This window comes from Nitrospira sp. M1 (genome assembly GCF_965152605.1).
Genome location: NZ_OZ224217.1, coordinates 78,571 through 102,707, shown reverse-complemented (window position 1 = coordinate 102,707; position 24,137 = coordinate 78,571). Strand labels below are relative to the sequence as shown.

Here is a 24,137-nt window from a genome sequence, read left to right as displayed (position 1 = left end):
TCATTACAATGTTTTGAGAAATTCAATCAGTGCAAGCTTGTCGGTATCACCAAGCTTGCTCCCATACTCGTGACCACGATCGATAACAAAATCCTTGCATTTGTTCACTTTGAGAAGGTCCGGCACTAATTCTTTCAACAAAGCTGTACTTTGTTCATCATTGAGATTCTCAGCCTTGATGCGTTTGAGCCCAAGCTTCACTTTGAGTAGAACTTTAACGAGACGGGCAAGGCGGACGGGATCTTTAAAGGACAGCTCGTTGTTAAGATTGGCCAGTAAGTTGATTGGTGTCCCTTTGGGAATCGGACCAAGAACAAACTCATCTTCACCATCTTTCAGGAGCTTGCGCTTGAGTATCTCGGGAAGATATGCCTGGTTCACTTTCAGGTAGCTCACTTTGGTGGTTTTATAAATGGGCGGGCACCAGGGAAGCCCCCAGGTTTCTTGACAATCAGAATTAAACCGCTTTTCGGGCCAGAGCAGTTTTTCTACGCCGTCTTGAAAGGCTTCCATCCGTCCGGCAACCGATGGATCGTTCGTAAATTTTCCAAGCGCATTATTATGGAAATACGGCGCCGTACTCCACATGCTGACGAGTGAAGGCGAACGATAGTACCCGCGCCCCCCACCCGGCATTTCATAGGTTGAGGGTTCTCCCGTCAGGGGATGATGTACGGTAATCGGACGCACGGCTGGAAGCGTCTTGTAGGTTTCCGATGTAAAATTATCCCAAATATGCCCCCTCAATCCATTTGTGGCCAATGCGGCACATGCATTAGTCTTGAGGTCCGCAACAGAATACCGATGTTCATTCGACAAATAGTTATTCTCCAGAAAATCTGGCTGCATAATGATCTGGCGCATCTGTTTCTTGAAATCTTCCGATTCCACCCATTTATTGTAGAAGGAATCAAACTTCGTGACGGTATCATGCGGTTCGGGCTGTTTGCTGGAATGACAGCTTGCGCAATTGTCTGCAAAGACAGTTTTCCCCCGGTTGAGAACTGACTCATCATTCGTTACATAGGCTTGACCACCTGGCGCGTCTTTTAAATGATGGCCTCCCGCCGCTTTCAAGAAAAAACTCGCGAGATTTCCGACACGTTGTTCCGTAGCCTGCCAATAGACAGAATTTTCTTTGGCCGTAGCCACGTCCATCGGCGACTGTTTTTTACCGCCAATAATCGGCTTAAAATGTTGAATCCATTCTTCGTGGAATTCGCCAATATTAATATAGACACGGCTCAGCGCACCAAGAATGCCAACCGAATCAGCACCATCTTTAAGAATATGGGGAACAACCATCTCAGGTGACGTTCCCGGTACCGCGAGCGCGCCTCCGGCAATTTGCTCTGTCTCTCCTGTTCCTAAGCGAGCACCCACCTCGTAAATCGCATTCATCGTTCGCGGATTGTTGATATTGTCCGTCGCAATAATTGAAGTATCCAAAGCCCCAGGGGGCGAACTATTAAATAATTGCCACACAAAATTCTCTTCATCAGGATGGGCGATAAAGATTCGACCGATCCAGAAGTATTGCGCCCCAACGTTTGTGGAAAGATTTTTCCATTCAGGGTTTTCAGGATCAGCTGGCGGGTGAAGCGGGTGAGGTCCGGCATGACAAAACGCACACGACATACCCACACGATATGGACGTTCTAGTTCTTTATCTAAATAGTAGGTCGGATCCGTGTAAAAGCGTTCGGCATCCCAATAGTCCACGGCATCCTGATCATATTCAGAACTGGATTCATCGAACTTGGGATTGAGGAACAGACGTAACCCCACGATTCCTGACGGTTTTCCGTACACCGCCGGATCGATGCCTTCCGGCTCCGGTTCTATTCGCTCGTCGAGATATAAACCATATTGAGGATCGGGACCTGTGGCTTTCTTGAAACCCGGTTCGTTCATCAACCCTAAATATTCAAAGCGATTATCTCGGCTGTAATAATATTTTTTGCCGTTTTTATCAGGGTTGGGATACGAAGACAGCGTTTTCAAAAAGTCCAACGTGCCAAAACTATTTTTCGCCATATAGTCCCAAAACGCCTGATTGCCACCCGTCCACAACATCCATGTGTTTCGGCCTTTGACTTCATCCGTCGTCAGCTCAATGCCTCCGTCCATATCACGAAACACATCTACAGCGGTTTCCGGAAAGTCGGCAGCCGTTTTACCCTGACGTTTGGCCTCATCCTGTGCAGTGGTCCGAAACAGGCTGCAACCCGACACGAACACAAGCGAGGAAACAAGACAGGATACAATAAGTACTGTGAGCTTTTTCATATCAACCATACCTCCTTACAATCAGTCATTGAACACAAATTTTTCGATGAACGTGTATGGCTTCTTTTTTCGCATTTCAAGAAAGGAAATGCCGTCATTGGGGCAGTAATGTTCGTACCACCCGGCAATGGTGAAAATCTTGTCCAAAAGTCTGCAGATTACATGCCATCGAAAAATGAATGGCGCAGTACCATGGGCCGAACAATTTCACGAGAGAGGCATAGGGGTTGAACATACGTCGCTTCCAGAGTTAGGACGTAAAACTACCCTAGAATTGCCGAATTCTATCGAAGAATACCATGGTAGGTGTTTATGAGAAATTTGTCTAGAGGGGAGGGCCTCAGCTATACCTGCGGCAACGATGTATAGATATAGATACACCTTGTATCTATTTTGATAAATAACTTTCCGATCACGGGCATGACTGTCATGTGTGATTTACGTTAACCGGTTTAATTCTTCTAAAGTATCGGGAATGTGAAAGGTAATCTCTCCGTTAAATTCTCGATTAATGAGGCCTTGAAAAAAAATACGACTGATATTCTCATGAAGATGTTGTGAGGTATCGACTCGATCAACGACATTCCACAGGCGGCTCCAAAGGGAAGGAAAGGTCGCTACCAACCATTTCGTCAGATACAGGAAACGAACTGGCTCAATGCCGATCCTTTCACACCCTGCTTTTCCCATGAGTTCTTCCATGTACATCCTCGGGAGAATGTGCATACCAAGCCGTCGCAACGGAGTTTGCGGCAACAGATCATTCAACATGCGGAGATTGACCGCTGCCAATTCGACGCCTTCTGGATTATCGACGGCATTCACATAATGCCTCCGGGTATATGACGTATAAAATTCCTTGGCCTCGGCAAGATTTTTCGGAACATATTCGCTGCTATCAGGGTCTCCTTTGGGATGAATACCCATCATTTGGGCAAAGATCCGCCAGAGATAATACAAATCTTCAGCTTGTTCATTCGATAACCCAATGCGTAATTGCTTGAGTCCCGAAATCACCAAATAGGAAAACCCCATGACCGCTCCCAATTTATCTTCTAGGTTAACTGGGACACCATAGCGCTCTTCGTAGTGTGGGAGATGTTCTCGTACAATCTTACGAACGCCGGCATGTAGCAAGCGGATTTTAGGGACGGTGATCAGGGCTTTACCTGAGGGTTCAAACCCTCCCACGGCTGAAACATTAATGAGCATTTGCAACACCCCAAGTATCCGTCGATAGGGACGGTGCGAAAGATTATTCGATATGCTCAGTACTTTCGATAGATTGGGAGCCGCATACCCTTCAGGAAGACTTTTCGCTAATAGCACTAAGGCAGATGGAAGGGCATGCGTCATAAAGACGCGTTGCCCCCGTTTAATCCGCTCACCATCAATGGGGTGCGCCTCAAGCAAGGGCAGATTCATCGTCGAGGCCAGAAACGCGCGAAGCGGTTCAGGGATATCGTTCGAAAGAACAGCCGTATTCGTATTGAGTCGTTGAAAAAGATTGTTGAAATCTTCCTCCTTCACCACGTCGTGAAGTTCAGCCAAGCAGTGATCGGCCGTAGCATCTCCCTGTAGTCGCAAGCTATCTAAAAATTGATCATCTGACCACTGACTTTTGCCTCTGTCGTCATTGATAGCCATGTCGATGATATTCCGTGTTCCGTCGTGAGTCACGCATGAAAGAATACACATATTTCGTGACACGAGAAAGATGCATCGCACGAGAACATCGCGCAAGAATGAACGATGGAGATCTATGGTAGTCGGCTATAGCTGAACGAGCAAAGATGGGTAGGAGGCCGTATCACATGACCATCGTGCTAGAACTTCAAACGCCAACACACGTACCATGTGCTACTGGAACACGAAAAGTTACTCCGGCACATATAGCAGAGCACATGAATTATTCCACGGCATTCATGGATTAAGACTCTCCTTGCGCCGTCAATTAATATTCTCGACAACCGTTCGAATATACGGTTTTTCAGAGTGTGGGTTATCCGGACTGATGGAGTCACGGTACCATGAAACACTATCTTCCTCTCTAGCGACCTCCAGAATATCGCTCATTTCGATTTGCTCAAGTAGATACACTCGTCCCTTCGGATATTCTGGATTCTCAGGTGCCCGCTCAATCAAGTCCGAGATCGAGTCGAAGGCGTCATACCACAAACCCGCTTCGGAATACACGGACGTCACTTCCTGCGGTTCAGCATTCCGTAATTCGGCTAACAACGTTTCAGGCGGCACAATCCGCTTGATGTATCCGCCAGCGACAAGATTCTTGGAAGGGGAATCCTGATCGACGACTAACTCGACAAACCATTGGTATTCCTTATTTAATTCCAGTTTGACGTTGTGATCTCGGAGACAGATCGTGTGAATACCAGGCACGCCATCATCGGCTAAGGTTAATTCCAACACTGGCTTGATGTAGTCTTCATGATTCACGGTCAGCACCATTTTGTAGGGAGCAGATTTGGACAAATACCAATAGAGCGACGGTTGCTCTTTGATGGTCAATCCTAAGTGGTCCGGAACCATAGCAAACAACATGGCTAGAGCCATATCATCTCCTCGCGTTCCACCTCCAACTCTGCCGCCTGGAGCTCCAATACCCTTTGGTGGTTTGTACACAGGCATTCGGAGAGGTTTCGTAGATATTTGTACCTTTTCAGAGAGGTTCATCTTCCTCTGTCCATCTACCTCGTGTGCGTCTCCTTGTACATTGAGAGTCTGCGCATAAAGCGGATTGCCCCATTCACTCATTGGCATGAGACCGACCATTATCCCTAAGGCTGTGAGAAGAAGCGTATTGGACTTCATGATGAAGACCTCCAGTTATAAACACTCATCCTTGGAAAATAAAAAGAACGGTTACTCAACAGTGTTATAGCCGTTCCAATTGACTTCCGTCTGTACGACGTGTGTTGTTGCGCTGTGTACATGATGTACATTCGCTTGGAAGTTATTTGGTTTCGCTATAATGTATGGAATATCGAGTCCGGAAGCAATAATCATCCAGCCTTCTTCTATTCCAGTGACGATAGACTGTTGAAACACCATGAACAATATAGAAACTAAGAAAGGCAAGGTTAATGCCATAGAAATATCTTGAACGTCGTCATGCAGAACGAAATCCCAAACCACTGATAAAGAGAAGAAAATCTCGTCCATACAGAATTCCGGATGAGAAAAAGCATTCTACATACTACAGACATACTGTCTTCACCGTAGACAGTCATAACGAAAATATATTCATAAAATACTGTATTATTTGAAATTGTATAATATGTCTACATAGTGAATTTATGTAAACATTGTAGACATTTTTGGACAATTGCAGTATATTTTTTCATCATCCGTTCAGCGAAAGACTGAATCTACGAGATTGCTTTGCACAAAATTCCATGCCACGACTTCAAAATCGGCAACGGCCAAGGCTTGACCCATCGATTGATCCACTTCAATCAATCCTACCTCTCTGTCGAAAAATGAGAGCAGAGCGTAATCTGCCCGCGTTACTCAAACTGATTGCCAAAGAAGCGAAACATCACCTGTCAGCAAACGACGCCAGCCTTCTCCTCTTCGATCAGGAACGCTGCGAACTCTGGTCCTACATCACATTGGACGGTGAAATCATCCGTTTTGATGCAAGACTTGGCATTGCCGGAGCAGCAGCACTCACTGGAGAACTGCTGAATATTACTGACGCGCAACAGGATTCCCGGTTTTACAAAGACATTGACGCACACTCCAAAAAACGAACTCGCAATCTTCTTGCGATACCGCTTCAATCTCATAACCATGAAGTGCTAGGAGTGTTGGAGGTCATGAATAAAAAGCAGGGGACCTTTACCCCTCAGGATGAAGTGATTGGACGTGCGCTCGCCGAACAAGCGGCACTGAGCATTGAATCAACGCAAACCGTCCAAGAACTTACACAACAGCAGCAGCAGCTCATCACGGAGAACACGCAACTTCGGAAAGAAATTGAAGGACGCTTTGCGACGCAACATTTCATCGGCATTAGTCCTCATATGCAAAGCATCGTTCGACTTATTGACCAAATCCAAGAAAGTTCGGTTGATGTGCTGATCACGGGAGAAAGTGGGACAGGAAAAGAGCTGGTCGCCAAGGCCATTCATTACAATAGCCTACGAGCTCACAAGCCGTTCATTGCCTTAAATTGTGCCGCAATTCCAGAACATCTCGTGGAAAGCGAACTCCTTGGGATACAGCGAGGCGTGGCCACAGGAGTCGAAGCGCGTATTGGGAAATTTGAACAGGCCAATGGTGGAACGCTCTTCCTCGATGAAATTGGAGATCTTGGTATCAATGCGCAAGCCAAAATTTTACGAGTATTGCAAGAACGGATGTATCAGCCAGTCGGAGGCCGAACCAATCATTCAATTGATGTCAGAATTCTGGCCGCAACCAATAAAAATCTTGATGAACTCATTGCTCAGGGCACTTTTCGACAGGATCTCTATTATCGCCTGAAAGTTATTCACATCCATACGCCCCCGCTTCGGGAGGTTCCGGAAGACATTCCACTCCTTGCCGCACATTTTTTAACGCAACAATCACGTCAGGTGAAGAAAGAGGGCAAGCATCTGAGTCTCAATGCGCAACGTGCCTTGCAAGCGTATCACTGGCCAGGAAATATTCGAGAACTTGAAAATGAAATGAAACGATTAGTGGCCACCTTGAGACGTGTCGTGGTTTCGGAACAAGACCTTGACACCCATATTCGCACTCAGAAAAAGGCTACCCCCAAGCAATCAACACACAGTGCCGGCACGCTTCCTGAGGCTGTCGCCCAATTAGAAGAACAGATGATTCGAGACGCATTACGCTCCTGCCGATCGAATCAGGTGCAGACGGCAAAAACTCTTGGGCTAAGCCGCCAGGGTCTCATCAAGAAAATGAAACGATTGGGGATCTAGAAGAAATGAACGTATCTCGTGAGAAAAATTTTCTGTTTTTTCTTGACAAGATACGCTTCACGAGACACGAGATACGTTCTTTTTTTCGACAAGTGACGGTATTACGAATTCTGTACAATTCGTTCCGGTGGCCCACTCAACACACGATACACCGTCACGGAATCCTGCTTGCCGCGAAGCTCGAATTGCCCAAGCTCTTCGATGGCCCATCCCTCATCAAGATAGCGTTTGGTTTCCTTGGTAATCAGAAGGCTTCCAAAATCCAAACCCGTATCAATTTTCGACCGGTCCTTGCCAAGCTGCTCTAGCCGCGCTGCGATATTCACGACATTGCCAACTGTCGTATACTTTAACCGTTGGATGCCGCCGACACTTCCCGCAATCACTAACCCACTGGCAACTCCAATTCTCACGTTCCCTACAGGAATGGATTGTTGAACATGGATCTGATTTAACCGGTGTATTTCTTGAATTAATGTCAGCCCGCATTGCACCGCATTGATTGCATCTTGGCGAATATCGTTTTCGTGCGTACGAGCAAATGGCACACCAAAGTTCGCCTTGACGCCATCACCAAAGTAATCATCGATCACGCCGTGATGCGCAGCAATGACGTTGGCCATCGACAGGAGATAGGTATTAATCCACTCCATTAACTCCTGAGGCGACAATCGTTCAGCCACTGCGGTAAACCCTTCGAGATCGGCAAAAAGCACTGTGGCTGTCAATTTTTGTGGCCGAATGCGTCCATCTTGCAAAAATTGTTCACGCTCAGCCCAAATTGTCTCAGCAACCTCGCGCGACACATGTTGAGAGAAGAACTGCATGAGTAATTTTCGCTCCTGTTTATCCCTTTGCGACACCCATGCGGTCACGATACTTCCCGCACTGAACCATGCGATCGCAGGGGGAATGAGAGGAATCCACCAGTTGCTCAGAAACAGCCAATACGCGATCAAGATAATCCCGCCAACCCCTCCGCCTAAAAGAAAAATTACACGCCAGGGTGATCCCAGTCTCAACGCTAAGAGTCCACCCAAACTCCCCCAGACGATGATCCAGCCAGCTTCCAGGACTTCCGATACGTGACGAATCGGGGTCTCATGCCCTAATGCCATCCGAATAAATTGGCTGACCATATGCGCATGGAGTTCCATGCCTGAAATCTGCTGGTCTCTCTCCTGCCCAAGACTGAACGGAGTGTAAAAATCATCTCTGACACTTTCAGCCACAGACCCGATCACCACAATTCTGTCCTTTATCGCTTCTGGATTTACATCACCAGACAATACTGAAGCGAGAGAGAAACGTTGAAACGAATCATGCGTCCCATAATACTTCAGTAACATTTGGTATCCGCTGGGATCGCGGTTGACATATCCTCCATCAGAAGAGTGAAATCGTGGTATCGTCGTATTCCCAAGTCTCATCAATTCTGGCTGTGACGGATCAGGGTAAGGCACGATTTCGTCTTTTTCTAAATACTTGAGCGCGATTAACAGAGAAAATGACGTAGCCACGCTCTCCTGGTCTTCTAAAAATAAAAACCCTCGTCGAACAATTCCTCCAGGATCAACAAGAATGTCATTGAATCCTATTTGATCGGTTCCCTCTAACATGGGAGGGCCAGCTACGCCACGTCCATGCTGATCAGGAAATTTCATGACCGTCACAATTCGTGAATTCGCAGCGAATATCGCATGTAAATCGTCTGTACCTGGGGAAACGTCCCGATCCCGGTATAAATCTAACCCGATGACACGCGCATCAGACTTCGTCAAAATTTTCAGCGCTTGCGCAATAAGTTCATCGGAGATGGGCCACTGATCAAGAGACCTCAGATCGTCTTCGGTGATGGTAATCAGAACGATGCGAGGGTCGGGAGTGACGGGGACTGAGGTGAGTCGCACCATCCAATCATAGGTACGAAGCTCTATAGGTTCGAACAAGGCGAATTGACGACAGCCAATCACCGCCATGCTCACAAGGAGACCAATCCCAAACACACGTACCGGAGAAGACCGAAGGACCGTGCGTAGAGAGGTCATAGCAGACCTATTAATTTAGAGCCAATTATTGATAAGGAGGAATGGCGACCAATAGCCTGGATGTTGATAGGAAGGATGGCTCAATAATTTCTTCTTGGCCATTTGCAACGCCACCGCTTTGGATACAGACGCATCTTGTAATTGGCGGTAAAATTCCGTGATCAGTTCTGATGTCGCCTTGTCATTAATAAACCATAGGGTGGCCAACGCACTACGGGCACCAGCTTTTATCGCGATGCCTGCCAGCCCAAGCGCGGCGCGATCATCCCCCGCCGCCGTTTCACAGGCACTCAACGTTAATAAATCCAACGGCGTGTCTCGAAATTGATACAGCCCAATCAGTTCATCCAATCGATCCATCGTTAACTTTTCATCGAAAGCCAAGAGAAAGGTGTTCTTGGCTTCCCCAGAAAATTTCGCATGCGAAGCGATATGGACAATGCTCGGACGTTCGTCTTTCATTTCAAACTCAAGTTCATCAACCTGGAATTGCTGATTTAAGAGAACACGGCCGCCATACAGTTTTGTCAGAGCTTGTATTTCTGATGCCACATTGGGCAAGGAAGGAAACCCTTGCACAGCGTCCGTTAATCCAACCGAAAGCAGCTTCACCTTCTCTCTATCGATCGGACGTGGGTCCGTCAAGTCAATTCCCGGCGTAATAGCCAGCGCATACTGCGCAATGAGAAACTCTTTGCCATCGTGAAGCGCGCCAAGAGGAATGGTCCGCAATGGTCCATCCGGGACAAACACAAGGGTATGAATATCAAATTCGTCCAAATGAGCGCGAAGCGGTTGAATAAGCCAGGTGTAGACCTGCTGGGCATACGGCAAATATTCACGCGTTGTACGTTTTTCCAGGAATTTCCTCAGCATTCGAACTTCTTTTGTCAGAACCTTTAACGTGACTGACACTCGTTCTCGTTTGAATTCAGCCTTCTTCCCATTGTGAACACTGATGAGTAGCTCCATTCGGTCAGGCAATAGAATCGGATACACGACAGCTGTATGTTCCAACCCCTTCACAATTTCATCAACATTCTTTTTTTTCGATAATGACGCTTCCACACAATTGTCGCGAAAATAGTCCTGCAGCTCCGCTGTTTTGAATTGCTCCATCGTGCGCCGTGCATTTCCTAAAATACTCTGGTTCACTGCGTCATCTCTCGTCTTATCGGCTTGCGTCAACAACAGATCCACCAGTTCAAAAAACAAAGGACCGATCGACGTTCGAAACGATGCAGATTGAACGGGAAAGCCGCGAGTCACTTCATTTCGGATCGGCTGAAGCGTATAGACAGCTCGGCGATACGCTAAAATGGCTTCATCCGCCTTTCCCTGAATTCGCAATAGGCGACCGGCTTGCCATTCCCACTGATACAACGACTCAGAAGCGGAGCCTTGCTGAGCCGCGTGAATAGCTCGACGCGTCAGTTCCATCGCCTCATCGAGTCGACCTTCGTCTTCGTACAAATGCCCTAAATGCCCCCAGCCATAGGAGGCCGTTCGATGATCTTTGAGGCGACGGGCGATCTCTGCGGATTGCTGAAACGCCTCAGCCGATTGGAGTCCAAGCTGCTGCTGAAAAACCTTCCGCTCCTGACGAAGACGATCATAGGCCAATCCAATACTCAGAAACTCTTGCGCTTTTCGATGAGAATCTTCTAGGTCATGTACTTGCGTCATGGCTAAATCAAGACGGTCTTGGCTTGCTGTCCATTCACCTTCAAGAAGGGAGCTCCAGGCCGCATTAATGAGCGCCGTGACAGCCAGGGAAGGATGATTCATTGCTTCGGCAAGGACCGTGGATTCCGTAAACGAACCAAGCGCCTCACCGTATCGTTGTTGGGAGGCCAGCACATTGCCACGATCATTGAGAATCGTCGCAACCAACTCGGAGTCTTCGAGTTCTCGAGCCTCTGCCAAGCTTTTAGTGAGATACTCTTCAGCCACGTCCACCATCCCTAAGGCAAACGCCACATTGCCTAACCGCCCAAGAACCCTAGAAGCCAATATTCGATTGTTGGACTCAACGGCTAGCTCTCTGGCCAAATTCAGCGTGACCCCTGCCCGTTGATATTGACCAAGGTTGTACAAGGCTTGAGAAAAGTACAGTAGAGCCTGGGCTTGGGCATCAGGTTGCTCTGCTTCCTCAAATTCACGAGCAGCTTGCTCCCACTTCTGAGCCGCTTGGGCAAAATGGCCCTGAGAAAAATATTGTTTTCCTGTCTCGAGAGCATCGTTGCTGGCCTGAGACTCTGCAGCAGAGACGAGAGGAATCGGAGAGGAAGGACTCACAAGGACAATCCCAAGAGTCAAGGCCCTCGCAGCTAGTAAGCACGGCGTTCTTGAGAACATACGTGTTGATATAGAAAAGAGAAACTCAAGAACACTCTGCATCTTCGTCTTCCTAATCTGTCCGGGTAGCAGAATGTGATCATGCATAATTTCGCGCGCTTCGTCTCAATGTGCTTCTGTAGACTCTTTGAGAATAAAAGCTCCTAATTGTCGTAACCGCGAAAAGTATTCCACACCCTCATCGGGTAAGTCCGGCAACAAGACATCGAGCTCCGAAAGACTATCCTGAAGTATCGACACTCGTTGCCTGTCCAATTCTTTTTCTTCTACATAATATGTAATACATCCCACAATGACCGTATCCAACATCATTAATTCACCCTCAGCGCCTTCTAATGCCTCTGGCCACTTTGCATCCTGATGCGTCTGCCACAGCTCGGTGAGATCGGTCATTGAAAACACCTGTTTCCCCCATGATGTCTATTAGGCAACAGCATGAACAGGAACATGACGATTTTCTCCTTTTGCCAGTTACACTCGTGAGTATTGAAGAGGCTGCATGAATGCAACAAATCTGTCAAGTCATTGCATGACAGTAGCCAAGCTCAGACCGGTACAGGTTATAATGTCATTCAAATAGCGCAAGAGGAGCGAAACACATATGCAGACACTTGAACAGTTATCATTTGATAATTCCTATACCCGATTACCCGATGGATTTTTTCAACGGGTTCACCCGACTCCATTCCCCAATCCACATGTCGTAAGCATGAATCCAGTAGCAGCCAAACTCATTGACCTTGATCCGGCTGAGGCCAAGCGACCCGAGTTTGCCGAATACTTTTGTGGAGCAAAGTTGTTTCCCGGGAGTGATCCCATAGCCACATTGTATTCAGGCCATCAATTTGGCCACTACGTGCCGCAGTTAGGGGATGGCCGGGCTATTTTACTGGGTGAGGTTCGAAATGCCAAAGGCGAAACATGGGAATTGCAATTAAAAGGGGCTGGCCTGACTCGATTTTCTCGCGATGGGGACGGCCGAGCCGTCTTGCGATCCACTATTCGTGAATATTTGTGCGGGGAAGCGATGCACGGATTGGGAATCCCGACCACGCGAAGTTTGTGCATCGTCAGCGGAGAAGAAGTTGTCTGGCGGGAAAGACCTGAACCCGGCGCCATGCTTCTTCGGATGGCTCCCAGTCATGTTCGCTTTGGAACCTTTGAAGTCTTTTACTACCGTGGACAGCATGAGAGTTTAAAAATCCTGGCTGATTATGTCATTCAGCATGACTATCCCCACTTAGCTGCTGTCGAAAACCGATATGCCCGACTCCTTCACGAAGTCGCGGTTCGGACAGGCAAAATGCTCGCGCAATGGCAGGCAGTCGGGTGGTCGCATGGCGTGATGAATACGGACAACATGTCTATCCTCGGCCTGACAATCGATTACGGACCCTATGGGTTTATGGAATCCTTTCACCCTGGATTCGTGTGCAACCATTCCGATCATCACGGACGTTATTCGTTTCAGCACCAGCCCGATATCGGCTATTGGAACATCCGGGCACTTGCAAAAGCGATGTCACCGTTGATTGAGCAGTCTGAACACCAAGCCGCACCAGAATTGTATGAAAAGACTATGCTCGAAAAATATGCAGGGCTGATGCGAGACAAATTAGGCCTCGTCGAGAATCATACTGGCGACGACAAATTGGTGACCGACTTGTTAAATCTGATGGATTCCAGCCGTACGGACTACACGAATCTTTTTCGATCCTTGAGCGGATTTCAACAAGAATCTCCCCAGAACAACTCAGCGATCAGAGATCAATTTCTCCACCGTGAGGCCTTTGATGATTGGGCAGCACGCTATCGTGAGCGGCTGCAAGCCGAGAAAAGCCAAGACTCAGAACGTCAAACACGGATGAATCAAGCAAACCCAAAGTATGTCCTCCGAAACCATTTGGCCCAACAAGCCATTGAGCAAGCGACCCGGCACAACGATTATTCTGAGATCGATCGTCTTTTGAACCTGTTTAATGATCCGTATACCGAACAACCTGGGATGGAAGCCTATACCCTTCCACCGGCTTCGGGTAGCGAGCCAATCATCGTCAGCTGTTCATCATAGTTTCGCGAATTCTAATATATTCCACTGAGCAGAATTGACGTACCCAGCATGAAGCACTTCAAGCTGCGGAAAGTTATACCCGCTTAGCTGACTGTACACCATTGAGGGATTTGACGACGCAGGGATTACGAGAATTTCGTCATGAGAAATGACACCAATCCGGTAAACTTAATCGGCGAAAACCGTGAAGCATTCACACATAAAGCATATTAAAGGCTTGAGCTTTCAAAGCTTTCCTCATTTTTCGTTTGACGTCTAACATTTTCCGACTTTTCCATGATTCGCATTCTTCTCTTCTTTTTTGTTTTAGCCGCGGTCTTCATCGGCCCACAACTCTGGGTCAAGCGAGTGTTTTCGCAATATCGAACTCCAAGAGAGGACTTCCCTGGAACAGGAGGAGAATTGGCCAGACATCTGCTGGATCGGTTTCATCTTCAAGACGTCCAGGTTGAAACCACCGACATGGGCGACCATTATGACCCTCTCGCCAAAATTGTCAGACTGACTTCGGAGAACTACTACGGTCAATCATTGACTGCGGCAACGGTTGCAGCCCATGAAGTTGGGCATGCCCTCCAAGATCAAGCGGGGTACTCCCCCCTCAAGGAACGGACACGTCTGGTGCGTGTAGCACAGAGAGCAGAAAAAGTGGGATCGTTTGTGATGTTAGGGATTCCAATTGTGGCTGCCATCACACGTGCGCCCGGAGCGGGACTTCTCGTCATGATTGCCGGCATCGCCACCATGGGAATTGGCACACTCATTCATTTCTTGACGCTGCCAGTGGAATGGGACGCCAGCTTTCGCCGCGCACTTCCCGTGTTGGAACAGGGTGGATATCTCTCTCCGGAAGACCTTTCTGGAGCGAGAAAAATTCTCAAAGCCGCCGCACTCACCTATGTTGCAGGATCAATGGCCAGCTTACTCAATCTCTGGCGTTGGATTGCCATGATGCGCCGGTAGAAGAATACTCGTCCTTCGTGAAGCATCGTTCCGAGGAGAAAAAACGTGAAGCGTATCCCGTAAAAACTGGAAAGACTCCTTATGCGAGATACGAGCAACGAGCGACGATTCATGAACGACCAGTCAAGAAAGGCCGCGGATGGATTTTCAGTAGACCCAGAGAGGAAAACAAGACGGCTCAAAAAATCGATTGGCTTGTCAGCACAATATCACTGATATCCGTTTGATTCCCGCCAAACATTGGTGCAGCTAACAAACGACCCAACGGAGTTATTGGCACATGATGATAATAGACCCTCACAACAGTCAGACGTTCTATTGGTGCCAAGGTTCCATCATAGGTAAGGTAGGTCGTCAGTTCAGATGACAGCCCGCAATTGGGTTCCGTCTGAGGAGAGCGAACCCCGTTCCCCGATAACGTTCCTCGTTGAAAGACCACACCACATGACGGCACACTATCCGTCGAATCTCCCGCTTGAACAGGAACAATATATATTTTGTAATCATCTGGGTTTTGAGCGAACGCCAACGACGAACTCGACGCGGCAAGGAGGTCTAATAAGTTTTCGCCTGCATTGAGATCGCGTGAAGCCAGATTCCCTCCTTCTCTGGCAATATGCGTAACTGTGGTCTGCGCATGAATCATCGAACCAAATTCTACAATACCAAAGGCGATCACGAGAAACACGAGCATCATAAACAGCCCTTCAACAGCCGCGATACCTTGTTCTCCAATTCCTGTATGCGAGCGATGGTTTGCTGTGTTCTTAAAATTCTTCATTTCGATATGTGCCTTCCGCGGCCATGGGAATTCCCGAACCATAACTTGAAAACAGTTTCTCAAGAAATGGTGTGATAAATTGATGTTCATAATGTACGCGAACACGCATATAGGCCCCACTGCCTCCCGCACTAGAAGGATTCGTGTCCCACGAGTCTGGGTCTGAATAATCAGAGCCCACTGGGAACACCCAAATTTTGGCTGGATCCAGTTCCATGATAGAGAACGTCTGGTCTTGTATAGCCTTGACGATGGAAGCTTCCCGAGACAAGGAATTATCGTCTTCATCTTTGAGTGTGACGCCCAATAGGCCGACACGCATACCTTCCCGCGTGGCATACTGCAAGGTATGTTGATGGACAAAGAACCAGCCAAATTCAATCACAGCCATCACAACGAGTAAAAACAAGGGCAGCACAAGAGAAAATTCAAGAGCTGTCGAACCCTTTTCATTCCTTAGCATCGATATATCTTTCTTCCCGTCAGCGCAAAGCTACTGCAATAGTCTTAATTTCAACCGATTCGCGATAATCTGGAGCAATCCTTCCAATTCAGACGAACTGGTGGCATAAAACCGGTAGCTCGGTCCGCTTGAGACTTGATTCAAGAACGTCTGATTGATCGTCCCAAACCCAATCACATAGATTTTGATATTCTGCGCTTTGATTAATGCCGCTTCATCAAGAGCCTTTTGGACAGACGTTTGGCTGATATAGCCTCCGGCAGCAGCCGGAGCACGATCATTCATGCAATCTTCCGGTCCTCCTCCCGCGAGAGGAGCATAGTAGTTGTGTGCACTCCCCGGACCATAGGTTGCATCTTCGAGGATCCACCATTTGGTTGTCTTCGGAGAGGGACAACTTGAAGGCCCAACCGGTAAGCCGTCCCCTCGAGGTAAAGGATTGACACCCCCTGATGGGAAAACCGCTTCTACAGCATTTGGGTTATACAATGTATCATGAACCTGGCCTGCAGTATTTTCTAAAATAGCTGCCGTAAACGTATTAGAATTTCTCGTAAACACCGAAGTAAATCCCGTCGGCTGACCATCGGAAATCAAGATCACATATTGATCATCCCGTTCATTGAGTGGCTCGGTCGTATAGGGCGTAAATCCCGTACTAGTACGAGCTTTGGCTAAGGCTTCAGACGTATTGGTCCCGCCATTTGCCGCTAACCCGCTGATGGCACTCGTCAAGTCCGAATGAAAATTATTTTGCAAAGCATACGAAACGACGGCACCTGAGGCAAAAGAGACCAATCCAAATCGACTTCTGTCTTGTGTATCCTCAAAATTGTCAATGAATTGCTGCGCGGCATCCCTTAGGTCTGCGATGGCAGCTCCCTTCATAGAGCCTGACACGTCTGTGACTAAGACCACTTCAGCTCCGCCAAGTCTCGCGGCCCCTAAGGCTTCAACTGGTACGCTATCGCCGGCATAAGATAATGCTCGACTGACCGTACTCAGAACATTGGCCGACCCGCTAATGGTCACTTTGTTTGTTACATCGTTCTTATCCACGCTAAACGTGGTGTGTTGATCTGTCCCCAAAAGGCCATCGGGAAAGTTTGCTGTTGCCATCTGCTGCATAAACAAAACTTTATCCGGAATATTCGGATTCGTGAGATGTGTGGCCCCAGCCAACGACGCAGCATCGACCGCTTTGGCAATTTCCGCTTTCACGGCGAACCATCGACCAGCTTCAATGCCCAATGCGGCAAACCCAAAAAGTAAAACGACGAACACCGAGCCCAATACTAAGAAGCCGCCTCTCGTATTCTGTAATATGTGCTGATTCATGGACTTCAAGTGTTTCTTCCTTCTTTGGCCCTGGCAACGCCGTATTTCGCCAATAGTTTTATATTCGTGAAAGCACGACACACGCACACCCAATACTGACCTGTATCGGACAATCTCCGTCAGGAGTTGAAGGGAAAAAGTACTATTGTTAAGAGGTTAAGAGATTGTTGTATTCAAGATACAATGGAGCGGGGAGTTATTGACTGTCCAGATAGCAGAGGAAATGAGACAACTCCATGAACGGCGTTATCGTTCAATCTTGTATATTCCCTGTTATTGTCTTCGGTCTTACCCGTTTCTTTGCGAGAAAAGAACACTCAGTACGACAAAAATACCTGAGAAAGAAATTATTTAGGAAGGAAGTGTGTCTAAAGTGTTGAGGAGAGATTCAACAGGTGTCTCTAATTGTTTACGTTGGTTGCAGGGTCGACAGGATGGAACGACATTGCCTCTGGTACTTTTCCCTTTACGAGCAAGCGGGATCTTATGGTCCATGGTAAGTGCTGAAGCGGGGAAGGTTTGTTGACAATAGTGACATGTCCCTTTGTTGATAAGAGCAAGCCACCATTGCGTTTTTCGAAGTTTTCGAGCACGCTCCCGCTCTACCTTGATGTGACGCTGCAAGGCTGGATCAGGGTCGAGGTCGTAGTAGGAGTCTTGACTCGCCATACGTTCGTGAATTCTACCTTACTCCTTTTGTCTTTGACGAATTACGCTTTACGAGCGACGAGATACGATAGCTTAGTCTAGAGCGAGCGTGAGGCACTTCGCGGACCCACCGGCTTTTAAAAACTCATCCAACTCAAGTTGATGAGGGAGATAGCCTTTCTCCTCTAGCAGCGTTGTGGTTTCAGGGCATCCGGTTGGCAGGACAACATGGTTCCCGACACACACGGCATTGCACGCAAACCGTTCAGCCTCTTGAGGAGGGACTGGCACTCGTCGTGCTTGCTCAAGGCGTGATTCAATAACCGCTCGCGCGTAGGAATCAAACGCACCGGGGAAATATAATACTTCACCGCCGCTGAGGGGACAAAAACAGGTATCCAGATGATAAAATCTGGTACTGACGAGTTCGAGCGGAAGTATTTCTTTATGAAAGATGTTGGTTAATACCGTATAGGCGCGGACATCGCTCCGTTGCCGATAGCCTCCGAACCACACATCAGCAAATCCCAGCAGATCTCCTGCACCTTCAAAATAGAGGTCTTCGTCCAACCGAATGACTTCATACCCCTGCTCTTCAAACCATCGCGCAAAATACTGTTCCTCACGCTGACGTTCTGGATGACGAAACCGACTGGGTACGGCTTTTCCATGGGCCACGACTCCTGCATTGGCGGTAAAGACTAAATCGGGCAAGCCAGGCACTGGTTCAATATATTCAACCTTCACACCAATGTCTTCTTCGAGAACATGAACAAGTGCTTGCCATTGGGTTTGGCATGTGGTCGGGTCGGAGGCATTGGAGATCCGCATCCACGGATTGATTTCGTATTCAATCCCAAAATAATCCGGACGGCACATCAGCAGGCGACTCATCGAGGACTCTCTTTGTCTTGCCAACCTAACTCGCGCGCCAACTCACTCAGAAACGAAGACGAATCCATGACGAGTCCCACCGCCTGAAAACTACCTCGGTCACTCAGCTTGGTCGGCACGGCTGGATTAATGTCCACACACACAGTCGGCACCGTTGCGGGAAGTAAATTTCCCGTGGCCACGGCATGGAGAGTTGAGGCAACAAGGAGGACGAGTCCTACGCCTGGAAGTGCAGCTCTCATCGCGGACTGCGCGTGAATCGAATCGGTAATGACTCCCGGTAACGGACCATCGTCACGAATCGTTCCAGCCATCACGACCTTCACCCCACGGCGGACACACGCAGCCATAATGCCGTCATGAACAAGACCTGACTCTACCGCCTTCTCTATGCTCCCAATACTCCGTATACGATTGATGGTTCGTAGATGATGTTCATGGCCATGTGGTACGGCTCGCCCGGCTCCAAGGCTGTATCCCAACGAGGTCCCAAATATACCAGCTTCCATATCATGCGCGGCAAGAGCATTCCCGCAAAACAGCACGTGAATATAGCCGGAGTCAATAAGCCAGGCGAGCGCCTCTCGCCCACCCGCATGCACGATTGCCGGGCCTCCGGCTAAGAGGACCTTTGGCAAAAACCCTTCGGTCTTTCGTTCCTGTTTGATATTGCGCATTCGATTGGCAATGTCGCATATGATATGGCGATGCGGACGTTCCGAGGAGACTTGCGCTTCCATAAACCCGAACACATCCCGCTCATGCGGACGTTCAAGCGGAAAAACCTTTACCCCTTCGCCTCCGGTCACGATCAAGTCGCCTTTCTTGGCTTCTGCCATCGGGAGCATCTTGGCCGAAGGTGGATTGTGATGCACGGCAATTGCCAGATCCATCTCGACGCGCTGAACCTCAACCCATTGACCATTCAGCCTGACCTGGGTGGGGAGATGGCTTGTCGCATAAAAGGCATCGGGCAAAATGCCATCGGCGGGCGCTGGCTGAACGGTACAGTCACGCTCAGTTTCAATCGTGGCACCATGAGGTTGAATCGCTTCAATAATCTCTGCCAGCAAGGAAGCCGTCTCAGCTTTAACTTGAATCATGACATGAGATGAGGCTTCTCGTGTCTCCCCAATCTTGACTTCTAACAAATCAAACCTACCTCCTAACATGACAATAGCGTCTAACACCTTGGCCAGAATCAGTGAATCAATGATATGTCCGTTCAGAATAACTGTTTGGGTTACCATCGCTGTTATTTTATCATGGTTTTATCTAGTGCATATCGCGTCTGTATGCACGGCAGGTCTTCTCCTGCGGAGTGGGGGACCCTCTACGCTCATCTGGTAAGCAAGCGAATCAACTGGTATACTTGAAAGTGTGAAAGGATCATTTTATATGTGTAACAGGCTACACTCCTCACAAATCCACACATGGTTCTTGTTTCCAATACTTTCACTATTTGCGGGTATGATTGCCGTTGATCCAGTCTTGGGGTCCACGGGCACAGAAGTGTTTCGAGGATTTACCAGTCACATTAGCCAACACATTTTACAAAATAAACAGGACTTCTACGTCGCTCAATCATGCACGTCTTTTTTCTATAAAAAAGTCAAAAAACCTCAACGTCCACAAGTTGAGAGGATTTTCTACATCCCGGCATCCCAACCTCCCGAAAATTTTGACTGCTCGACTCGATACCCAAAAGGACTTGATGAAGCCCGAGAAGCGTTTTCACAGACGCAACAAACACTTTCCCTGAGCCTGACGTTTTTTGAATTTGCACTGGTGGGAGATAAGGATGACGACGAGCAATATGCAGGGATGGAGTTACAGGATGTCATGGAATCATTCGGCGTCACCTTCGAACCCCATTTGTCTTCTGCCCGTTATGTACATAGCCTGAATGGATTATTCGATTCAGTGATGCATGAAGGGCAGATTGAAACCCTGACCAAGAGTTTGGGCATTTTACTGAAAAAGGGGTATCGCTTTACCCCAGCAGACCAAGCGGCCCTCAGCCGCGAGATTAACTAACTAGACCACTTATAATCTCATACCCAATTGCACATATGGTTCAAAGCAATAAATGGGTATACAGAAGCCCATCGGCTCACTGAACTATCGTGGTCTAGCCCACCCTGTAATCCCATATTCAGTTGCACATAAAGTTCAAACAAAAGCGGCTTGAACGCCAGCCAGTGGCTTCCCCAACTATCGTGGTCTAGGTCACCTTTAATCCCATACTCAGTTGCACATAAGGTTTAAGCAAGAGAGAGGTCAACGTGCGCCAGTGACCTACTCAACTACTGCACACTACCAATCGATCCCATAAACTGCTACTGGAAGCGATTCAACACGAGTCGCCCATTTCCTGGCAATACATGAATCTCTGAAGAGAATATGACTTCTCGGATAAACGCCTAGAAGACTCTGTGAGTATCTTGCCCGCCACGTGGCTCAAGGAGAAGAGCTCGACACTGACGCAGATGATTCCGTAATCTGTTGAAATCGTGATGGCCTTAGCGTTTTGTGGGACTCGTCATCCGTTTTCGTGAAGAGCCTCGAAGGTCGATAAAGACTGCTGAGCGGGGAAAGGACTGAATTCAGGGAGTATTAGGTAGACATCATGAAAAGTTTTTTCTCGGCCTTTACGAGCAAGCTTTGGTAAAATTTTTGAGAAAGTGGTGGTCATTTTCAAAAAATTAGGAAATCTCGTGCAGTTTCCAAGGGTATTTGGTATCCTAAACATATGAGGAACACGGTAGACACAAAGCGCGATTTACGATTTGTCGCCCCAGAGGACATGACACTCTTTGAAAAAGCCAAGTGGGAAAGGTCTCTGAAAGCCTCACTAGAAAGCGGGACAGAGGAAGCCGAGCGATTTTTTGCCAAGCGCAGAGAACACAAGCAAGGAGTGGGATTGAACCCAGCTGGCGAAATCATTTGCGAAAAAAACCAGCCATAGGCCCATGTCCCGACCGATACTGTTTGTGATTGCTGGACCGAATGGAGCGGGAAAGACCACTTTCTACAAAACACATCTTGCCCCCCTGACTGCTGCCCCATTTATTAACGCTGATGACATTCAGCGCAACGAATTGACAGACCAGAGCGTTGAAGCCGCCTACCAAGCCGCCGCAATCGCAGAATATCGAAGAGATCAGCATTTAGCTGCACGACAGAGTTTCATCACGGAAACGGTGTTTTCCCATCCTTCCAAACTTGTATTGATTCAGCATGCCAAAGAGCAGGGCTTTGAAACCCGTGTATTCATGTGGGAGTCGAAAACGCCGATTTATCCGTTGCACGTGTGGCCGAACGGGTGAAAGAGGGGGGACATCCCGCACCGGAAGACAAAATCAGGGCGCGTTTTGATCGGAACGTGCCGCTGATTCATGAAGCGATGCGCATGGCGGATATCGGCTATGTCTATGATAATTCAGCGCTGAATATCCCGCATCAGCATCTGATGACATTTGAGCAAGGTCAGATCGTCAAGCTAAGCCATCATCAACCACCTTGGGCGCATAGAATTTACAAGGAAGATATCGAACACTTTCAGGCCAATAAATCCAATCGTGAAGCAGAAGATGAAAACGGAAGAGAAGGAGGCACTACATAGAACGGAGAATATCGTACGGTAAGGGTACTATACGTAATCCAAAGAAAGATGTGCTCCTATGAGTGGCCGACACGCATTTCACTTGTTAATAGAACATATCTTCTTGCAAATAAAATATCAGCATTGGATTAAAACCTGTAAGGCAATTGCTGAACAGAGCCGTACAACTACCCCATCCTAAACTCCCTCTCACAACAATCGCTTATTCGGACTGGCTCTTTGCCTGTTCCAGTAAAGGTTGGCTCTCTGCGCGTTGAATTCGTTCAAAGGCTTCCCGCGAACGGCTTCTGACCGTTTGATCCCAGTCCTCCTTCATGGTTTCTTCAAGCTTTTCTTTGGCTGCGAGTGCTCGCATTCGACCAAGGGCTAATGCGGCCGACGCCCGAACATGAGCATGATCATCTTCAAGAGATCGAATCAACAATGGAATGGCTGGCTGATGATTCAATATCCCTAAGTAACTGGCCGCCATTCCCCGAATTCGATGCTGTTTGTCGCCCAACGCGGTTTTGACGGTAGAAATAAAAAGCTCAGCCATGGGCGTGGCAATACGCTCCAACCCTTCCAGTTGATACTCATTGAGTTCAATCAGCACACATGCAATGTCCAATCGTTTTTTGGAAGATGGTTCTTGCTCGAATCGAGTAACCAGTCGGTCACGCTGTGCCCGCGTTTGACGTCGAACTCGAACCTTCCGCACGATAACCCCAAGAACAAGGCAAGAGACCAAGACCATAAGCAGGATAGGAATGATGTCATCAACAATCCAGTCCTGCGTATCAAACGATAAGTGATTCCAGACCCAGATACCGCCCACCAAGACGCCAATACCGACCAGACCGGCCAGCACATTAAGTTGGCCTGTTGGGCGAGAGTCAGTTGTCATTGGATTTCCTCACCGACTTGACAGAAATTCTCATCACTTCTAGGGTGAAATGAACCGGAGGCTCTATGAAAGTCACGATTTTGGGCTCGGGAACGAATCTCCATCCTCGCCGTGCAGCAGCGGGATACCTGGTACAAACCAGCCAGCCCTTCCTTATTGACTTTGGACCCCGCACCCTGACGAATCTTCTGAAAACAGGGATCAATCGTCATCGAATTCAACATCTCCTGTTTACGCATTATCATGCCGACCATTTTTCCGACTTCATTACGTTCTTCTTTGATGCCGTTTGTCATGCCCGCTATGTACGGAACCGACCTGACCTCACAGTGATAGGACCGAAGGGGACCAAAAAACTCTTTCGCAGTATTTTCAAGACTTTTCCTGCCTTTGACAAGCCCCCATTTCGGGTCATTCTCAAAGAGGTCGACACACGCTCATTTACAATTGGCACGACGCGGATTACCCCTCGGCCGATGACCCATACGGATCAACAAACCTGCCTGGGGTATCGAGTCGAACATCAAGGCCGCTGTTTCACGTATTCTGGTGACGCATGCTATTCAGCAAATCTCGTGCGATTATGTCGAGATGTTGATCTTGCCATTTTAGATTGTTCTTTTCCAAGAAACCGTCCAGGAGCGGCCCATATGCATGCGGGGGATTGTGGCAAAGTTGCCGAAGAGGCAGGAGTCAAGCACTTGATGTTATCGCACTTTTACCCGGTAGCCGAACGGTTCGACGTGAAAAAACAGGCAGCTCATATCTTTCGCGGAAAAATTACCTTAGCTCGTGATTTGATGACGCTGGACTGGTAA

22 protein-coding genes are annotated in these 24,137 nt (G+C 48.1%); 8 read left to right on the top strand and 14 right to left on the bottom strand.

What is annotated here, in order from left to right:
- Positions 1-3 precede the first annotated feature (3 nt).
- The 4 genes from ACWHX8_RS00515 to ACWHX8_RS00500 form a co-directional block, all read right to left on the bottom strand.
- Positions 4-2,289, bottom strand: a complete 2,286-nt coding sequence (locus ACWHX8_RS00515; protein WP_447970022.1) for a hypothetical protein — start codon at positions 2,287-2,289, stop codon at positions 4-6.
- Positions 2,290-2,727: 438 nt separating this feature from the next.
- Positions 2,728-3,936 carry an oxygenase MpaB family protein gene (locus tag ACWHX8_RS00510; protein WP_447970021.1) on the bottom strand — a complete coding sequence of 403 codons (1,209 nt, stop codon included), beginning with the start codon at positions 3,934-3,936 and terminating at the stop codon, positions 2,728-2,730.
- Between the two features lie 303 nt (positions 3,937-4,239).
- On the bottom strand, positions 4,240-5,121 hold the full coding sequence (locus ACWHX8_RS00505) for a DUF928 domain-containing protein (RefSeq protein WP_447970020.1): 882 nt from the start codon (positions 5,119-5,121) through the stop codon (positions 4,240-4,242).
- A gap of 51 nt (positions 5,122-5,172) precedes the next feature.
- Positions 5,173-5,472, bottom strand: a complete 300-nt coding sequence (locus ACWHX8_RS00500) for a hypothetical protein (protein WP_447970019.1) — start codon at positions 5,470-5,472, stop codon at positions 5,173-5,175.
- Positions 5,473-5,705: 233 nt separating this feature from the next.
- Between ACWHX8_RS00500 and ACWHX8_RS00495 the strand changes: the two genes are divergently transcribed.
- The gene (locus ACWHX8_RS00495; RefSeq protein ID WP_447970018.1) at positions 5,706-7,244 is read left to right on the top strand and encodes a sigma 54-interacting transcriptional regulator; all 1,539 of its coding nucleotides are present in this window, start codon (positions 5,706-5,708) and stop codon (positions 7,242-7,244) included.
- Positions 7,245-7,345: 101 nt separating this feature from the next.
- Here ACWHX8_RS00495 and ACWHX8_RS00490 read toward each other — a convergent pair whose 3' ends face one another.
- From ACWHX8_RS00490 to ACWHX8_RS00480, 3 genes are all read right to left on the bottom strand, one after another.
- On the bottom strand, positions 7,346-9,292 hold the full coding sequence (locus ACWHX8_RS00490; protein ID WP_447970017.1) for a CHASE2 domain-containing protein: 1,947 nt from the start codon (positions 9,290-9,292) through the stop codon (positions 7,346-7,348).
- Positions 9,293-9,307: 15 nt separating this feature from the next.
- Positions 9,308-11,692 carry a CHAT domain-containing protein gene (locus tag ACWHX8_RS00485; protein WP_447970016.1) on the bottom strand — a complete coding sequence of 795 codons (2,385 nt, stop codon included), beginning with the start codon at positions 11,690-11,692 and terminating at the stop codon, positions 9,308-9,310.
- 63 nt (positions 11,693-11,755) lie between these two features.
- Positions 11,756-12,043: a hypothetical protein gene (locus ACWHX8_RS00480; protein WP_447970015.1), complete on the bottom strand. Its 288-nt coding sequence runs from the start codon at positions 12,041-12,043 to the stop codon at positions 11,756-11,758.
- Positions 12,044-12,251: 208 nt separating this feature from the next.
- Here ACWHX8_RS00480 and ACWHX8_RS00475 point away from each other — a divergent pair, with 208 nt between their 5' ends.
- Complete coding sequence (locus tag ACWHX8_RS00475; RefSeq protein ID WP_447970014.1) at positions 12,252-13,721, top strand: protein adenylyltransferase SelO; 1,470 nt, start codon at positions 12,252-12,254, stop codon at positions 13,719-13,721.
- Positions 13,722-13,997: 276 nt separating this feature from the next.
- Positions 13,998-14,684 (top strand): zinc metallopeptidase, encoded by a 687-nt coding sequence (locus tag ACWHX8_RS00470; protein WP_447970013.1) that lies wholly within the window; start codon positions 13,998-14,000, stop codon positions 14,682-14,684.
- A gap of 178 nt (positions 14,685-14,862) precedes the next feature.
- Here ACWHX8_RS00470 and ACWHX8_RS00465 read toward each other — a convergent pair whose 3' ends face one another.
- The 6 genes from ACWHX8_RS00465 to ACWHX8_RS00440 form a co-directional block, all read right to left on the bottom strand.
- Entirely contained in the window at positions 14,863-15,465 is a 603-nt protein-coding gene (locus ACWHX8_RS00465) for a TadE/TadG family type IV pilus assembly protein (RefSeq protein WP_447970012.1), read from the bottom strand.
- Positions 15,452-15,928, bottom strand: coding sequence for a TadE/TadG family type IV pilus assembly protein (locus ACWHX8_RS00460; protein WP_447970011.1), 477 nt, complete (start codon positions 15,926-15,928; stop codon positions 15,452-15,454). Before ACWHX8_RS00460 ends, ACWHX8_RS00465 begins: the two co-directional genes overlap by 14 nt.
- Positions 15,929-15,958: 30 nt before the next feature.
- Positions 15,959-17,266, bottom strand: coding sequence for a VWA domain-containing protein (locus tag ACWHX8_RS00455; RefSeq protein WP_447970010.1), 1,308 nt, complete (start codon positions 17,264-17,266; stop codon positions 15,959-15,961).
- Positions 17,267-17,617: 351 nt separating this feature from the next.
- On the bottom strand, positions 17,618-17,935 hold the full coding sequence (locus ACWHX8_RS00450) for an HNH endonuclease (protein WP_447970009.1): 318 nt from the start codon (positions 17,933-17,935) through the stop codon (positions 17,618-17,620).
- Positions 17,936-18,007: 72 nt separating this feature from the next.
- On the bottom strand, positions 18,008-18,808 hold the full coding sequence (locus ACWHX8_RS00445; RefSeq protein ID WP_447970008.1) for a dimethylarginine dimethylaminohydrolase family protein: 801 nt from the start codon (positions 18,806-18,808) through the stop codon (positions 18,008-18,010).
- A complete protein-coding gene (locus ACWHX8_RS00440) occupies positions 18,805-20,058 on the bottom strand; it encodes an ornithine cyclodeaminase (RefSeq protein WP_447970007.1) in 1,254 nt (417 codons plus the stop codon). The genes ACWHX8_RS00445 and ACWHX8_RS00440 overlap by 4 nt, the downstream gene beginning before the upstream one ends.
- A 148-nt stretch (positions 20,059-20,206) precedes the next feature.
- On the opposite strand from ACWHX8_RS00440, the gene ACWHX8_RS00435 reads away from it, so the two are divergent.
- The 4 genes from ACWHX8_RS00435 to ACWHX8_RS00420 all read left to right on the top strand — a co-directional run bounded on the left by ACWHX8_RS00435 (position 20,207) and on the right by ACWHX8_RS00420 (position 22,433).
- A complete protein-coding gene (locus tag ACWHX8_RS00435) occupies positions 20,207-20,845 on the top strand; it encodes a hypothetical protein (RefSeq protein ID WP_447970006.1) in 639 nt (212 codons plus the stop codon).
- A 715-nt stretch (positions 20,846-21,560) separates the two neighbouring features.
- Complete coding sequence (locus ACWHX8_RS00430) at positions 21,561-21,776, top strand: hypothetical protein (protein ID WP_447970005.1); 216 nt, start codon at positions 21,561-21,563, stop codon at positions 21,774-21,776.
- A 4-nt stretch (positions 21,777-21,780) separates the two neighbouring features.
- On the top strand, positions 21,781-22,137 hold the full coding sequence (locus ACWHX8_RS00425; RefSeq protein WP_447970004.1) for a zeta toxin family protein: 357 nt from the start codon (positions 21,781-21,783) through the stop codon (positions 22,135-22,137).
- Complete coding sequence (locus ACWHX8_RS00420; protein WP_447970003.1) at positions 22,122-22,433, top strand: signal transduction histidine kinase; 312 nt, start codon at positions 22,122-22,124, stop codon at positions 22,431-22,433. Before ACWHX8_RS00425 ends, ACWHX8_RS00420 begins: the two co-directional genes overlap by 16 nt.
- Before the next feature lie 202 nt (positions 22,434-22,635).
- Here ACWHX8_RS00420 and ACWHX8_RS00415 read toward each other — a convergent pair whose 3' ends face one another.
- Positions 22,636-23,319, bottom strand: a complete 684-nt coding sequence (locus tag ACWHX8_RS00415) for a HEAT repeat domain-containing protein (protein WP_447970002.1) — start codon at positions 23,317-23,319, stop codon at positions 22,636-22,638.
- Positions 23,320-23,384: 65 nt separating this feature from the next.
- On the opposite strand from ACWHX8_RS00415, the gene ACWHX8_RS00410 reads away from it, so the two are divergent.
- The gene (locus ACWHX8_RS00410; RefSeq protein WP_447970001.1) at positions 23,385-24,137 is read left to right on the top strand and encodes an MBL fold metallo-hydrolase; all 753 of its coding nucleotides are present in this window, start codon (positions 23,385-23,387) and stop codon (positions 24,135-24,137) included.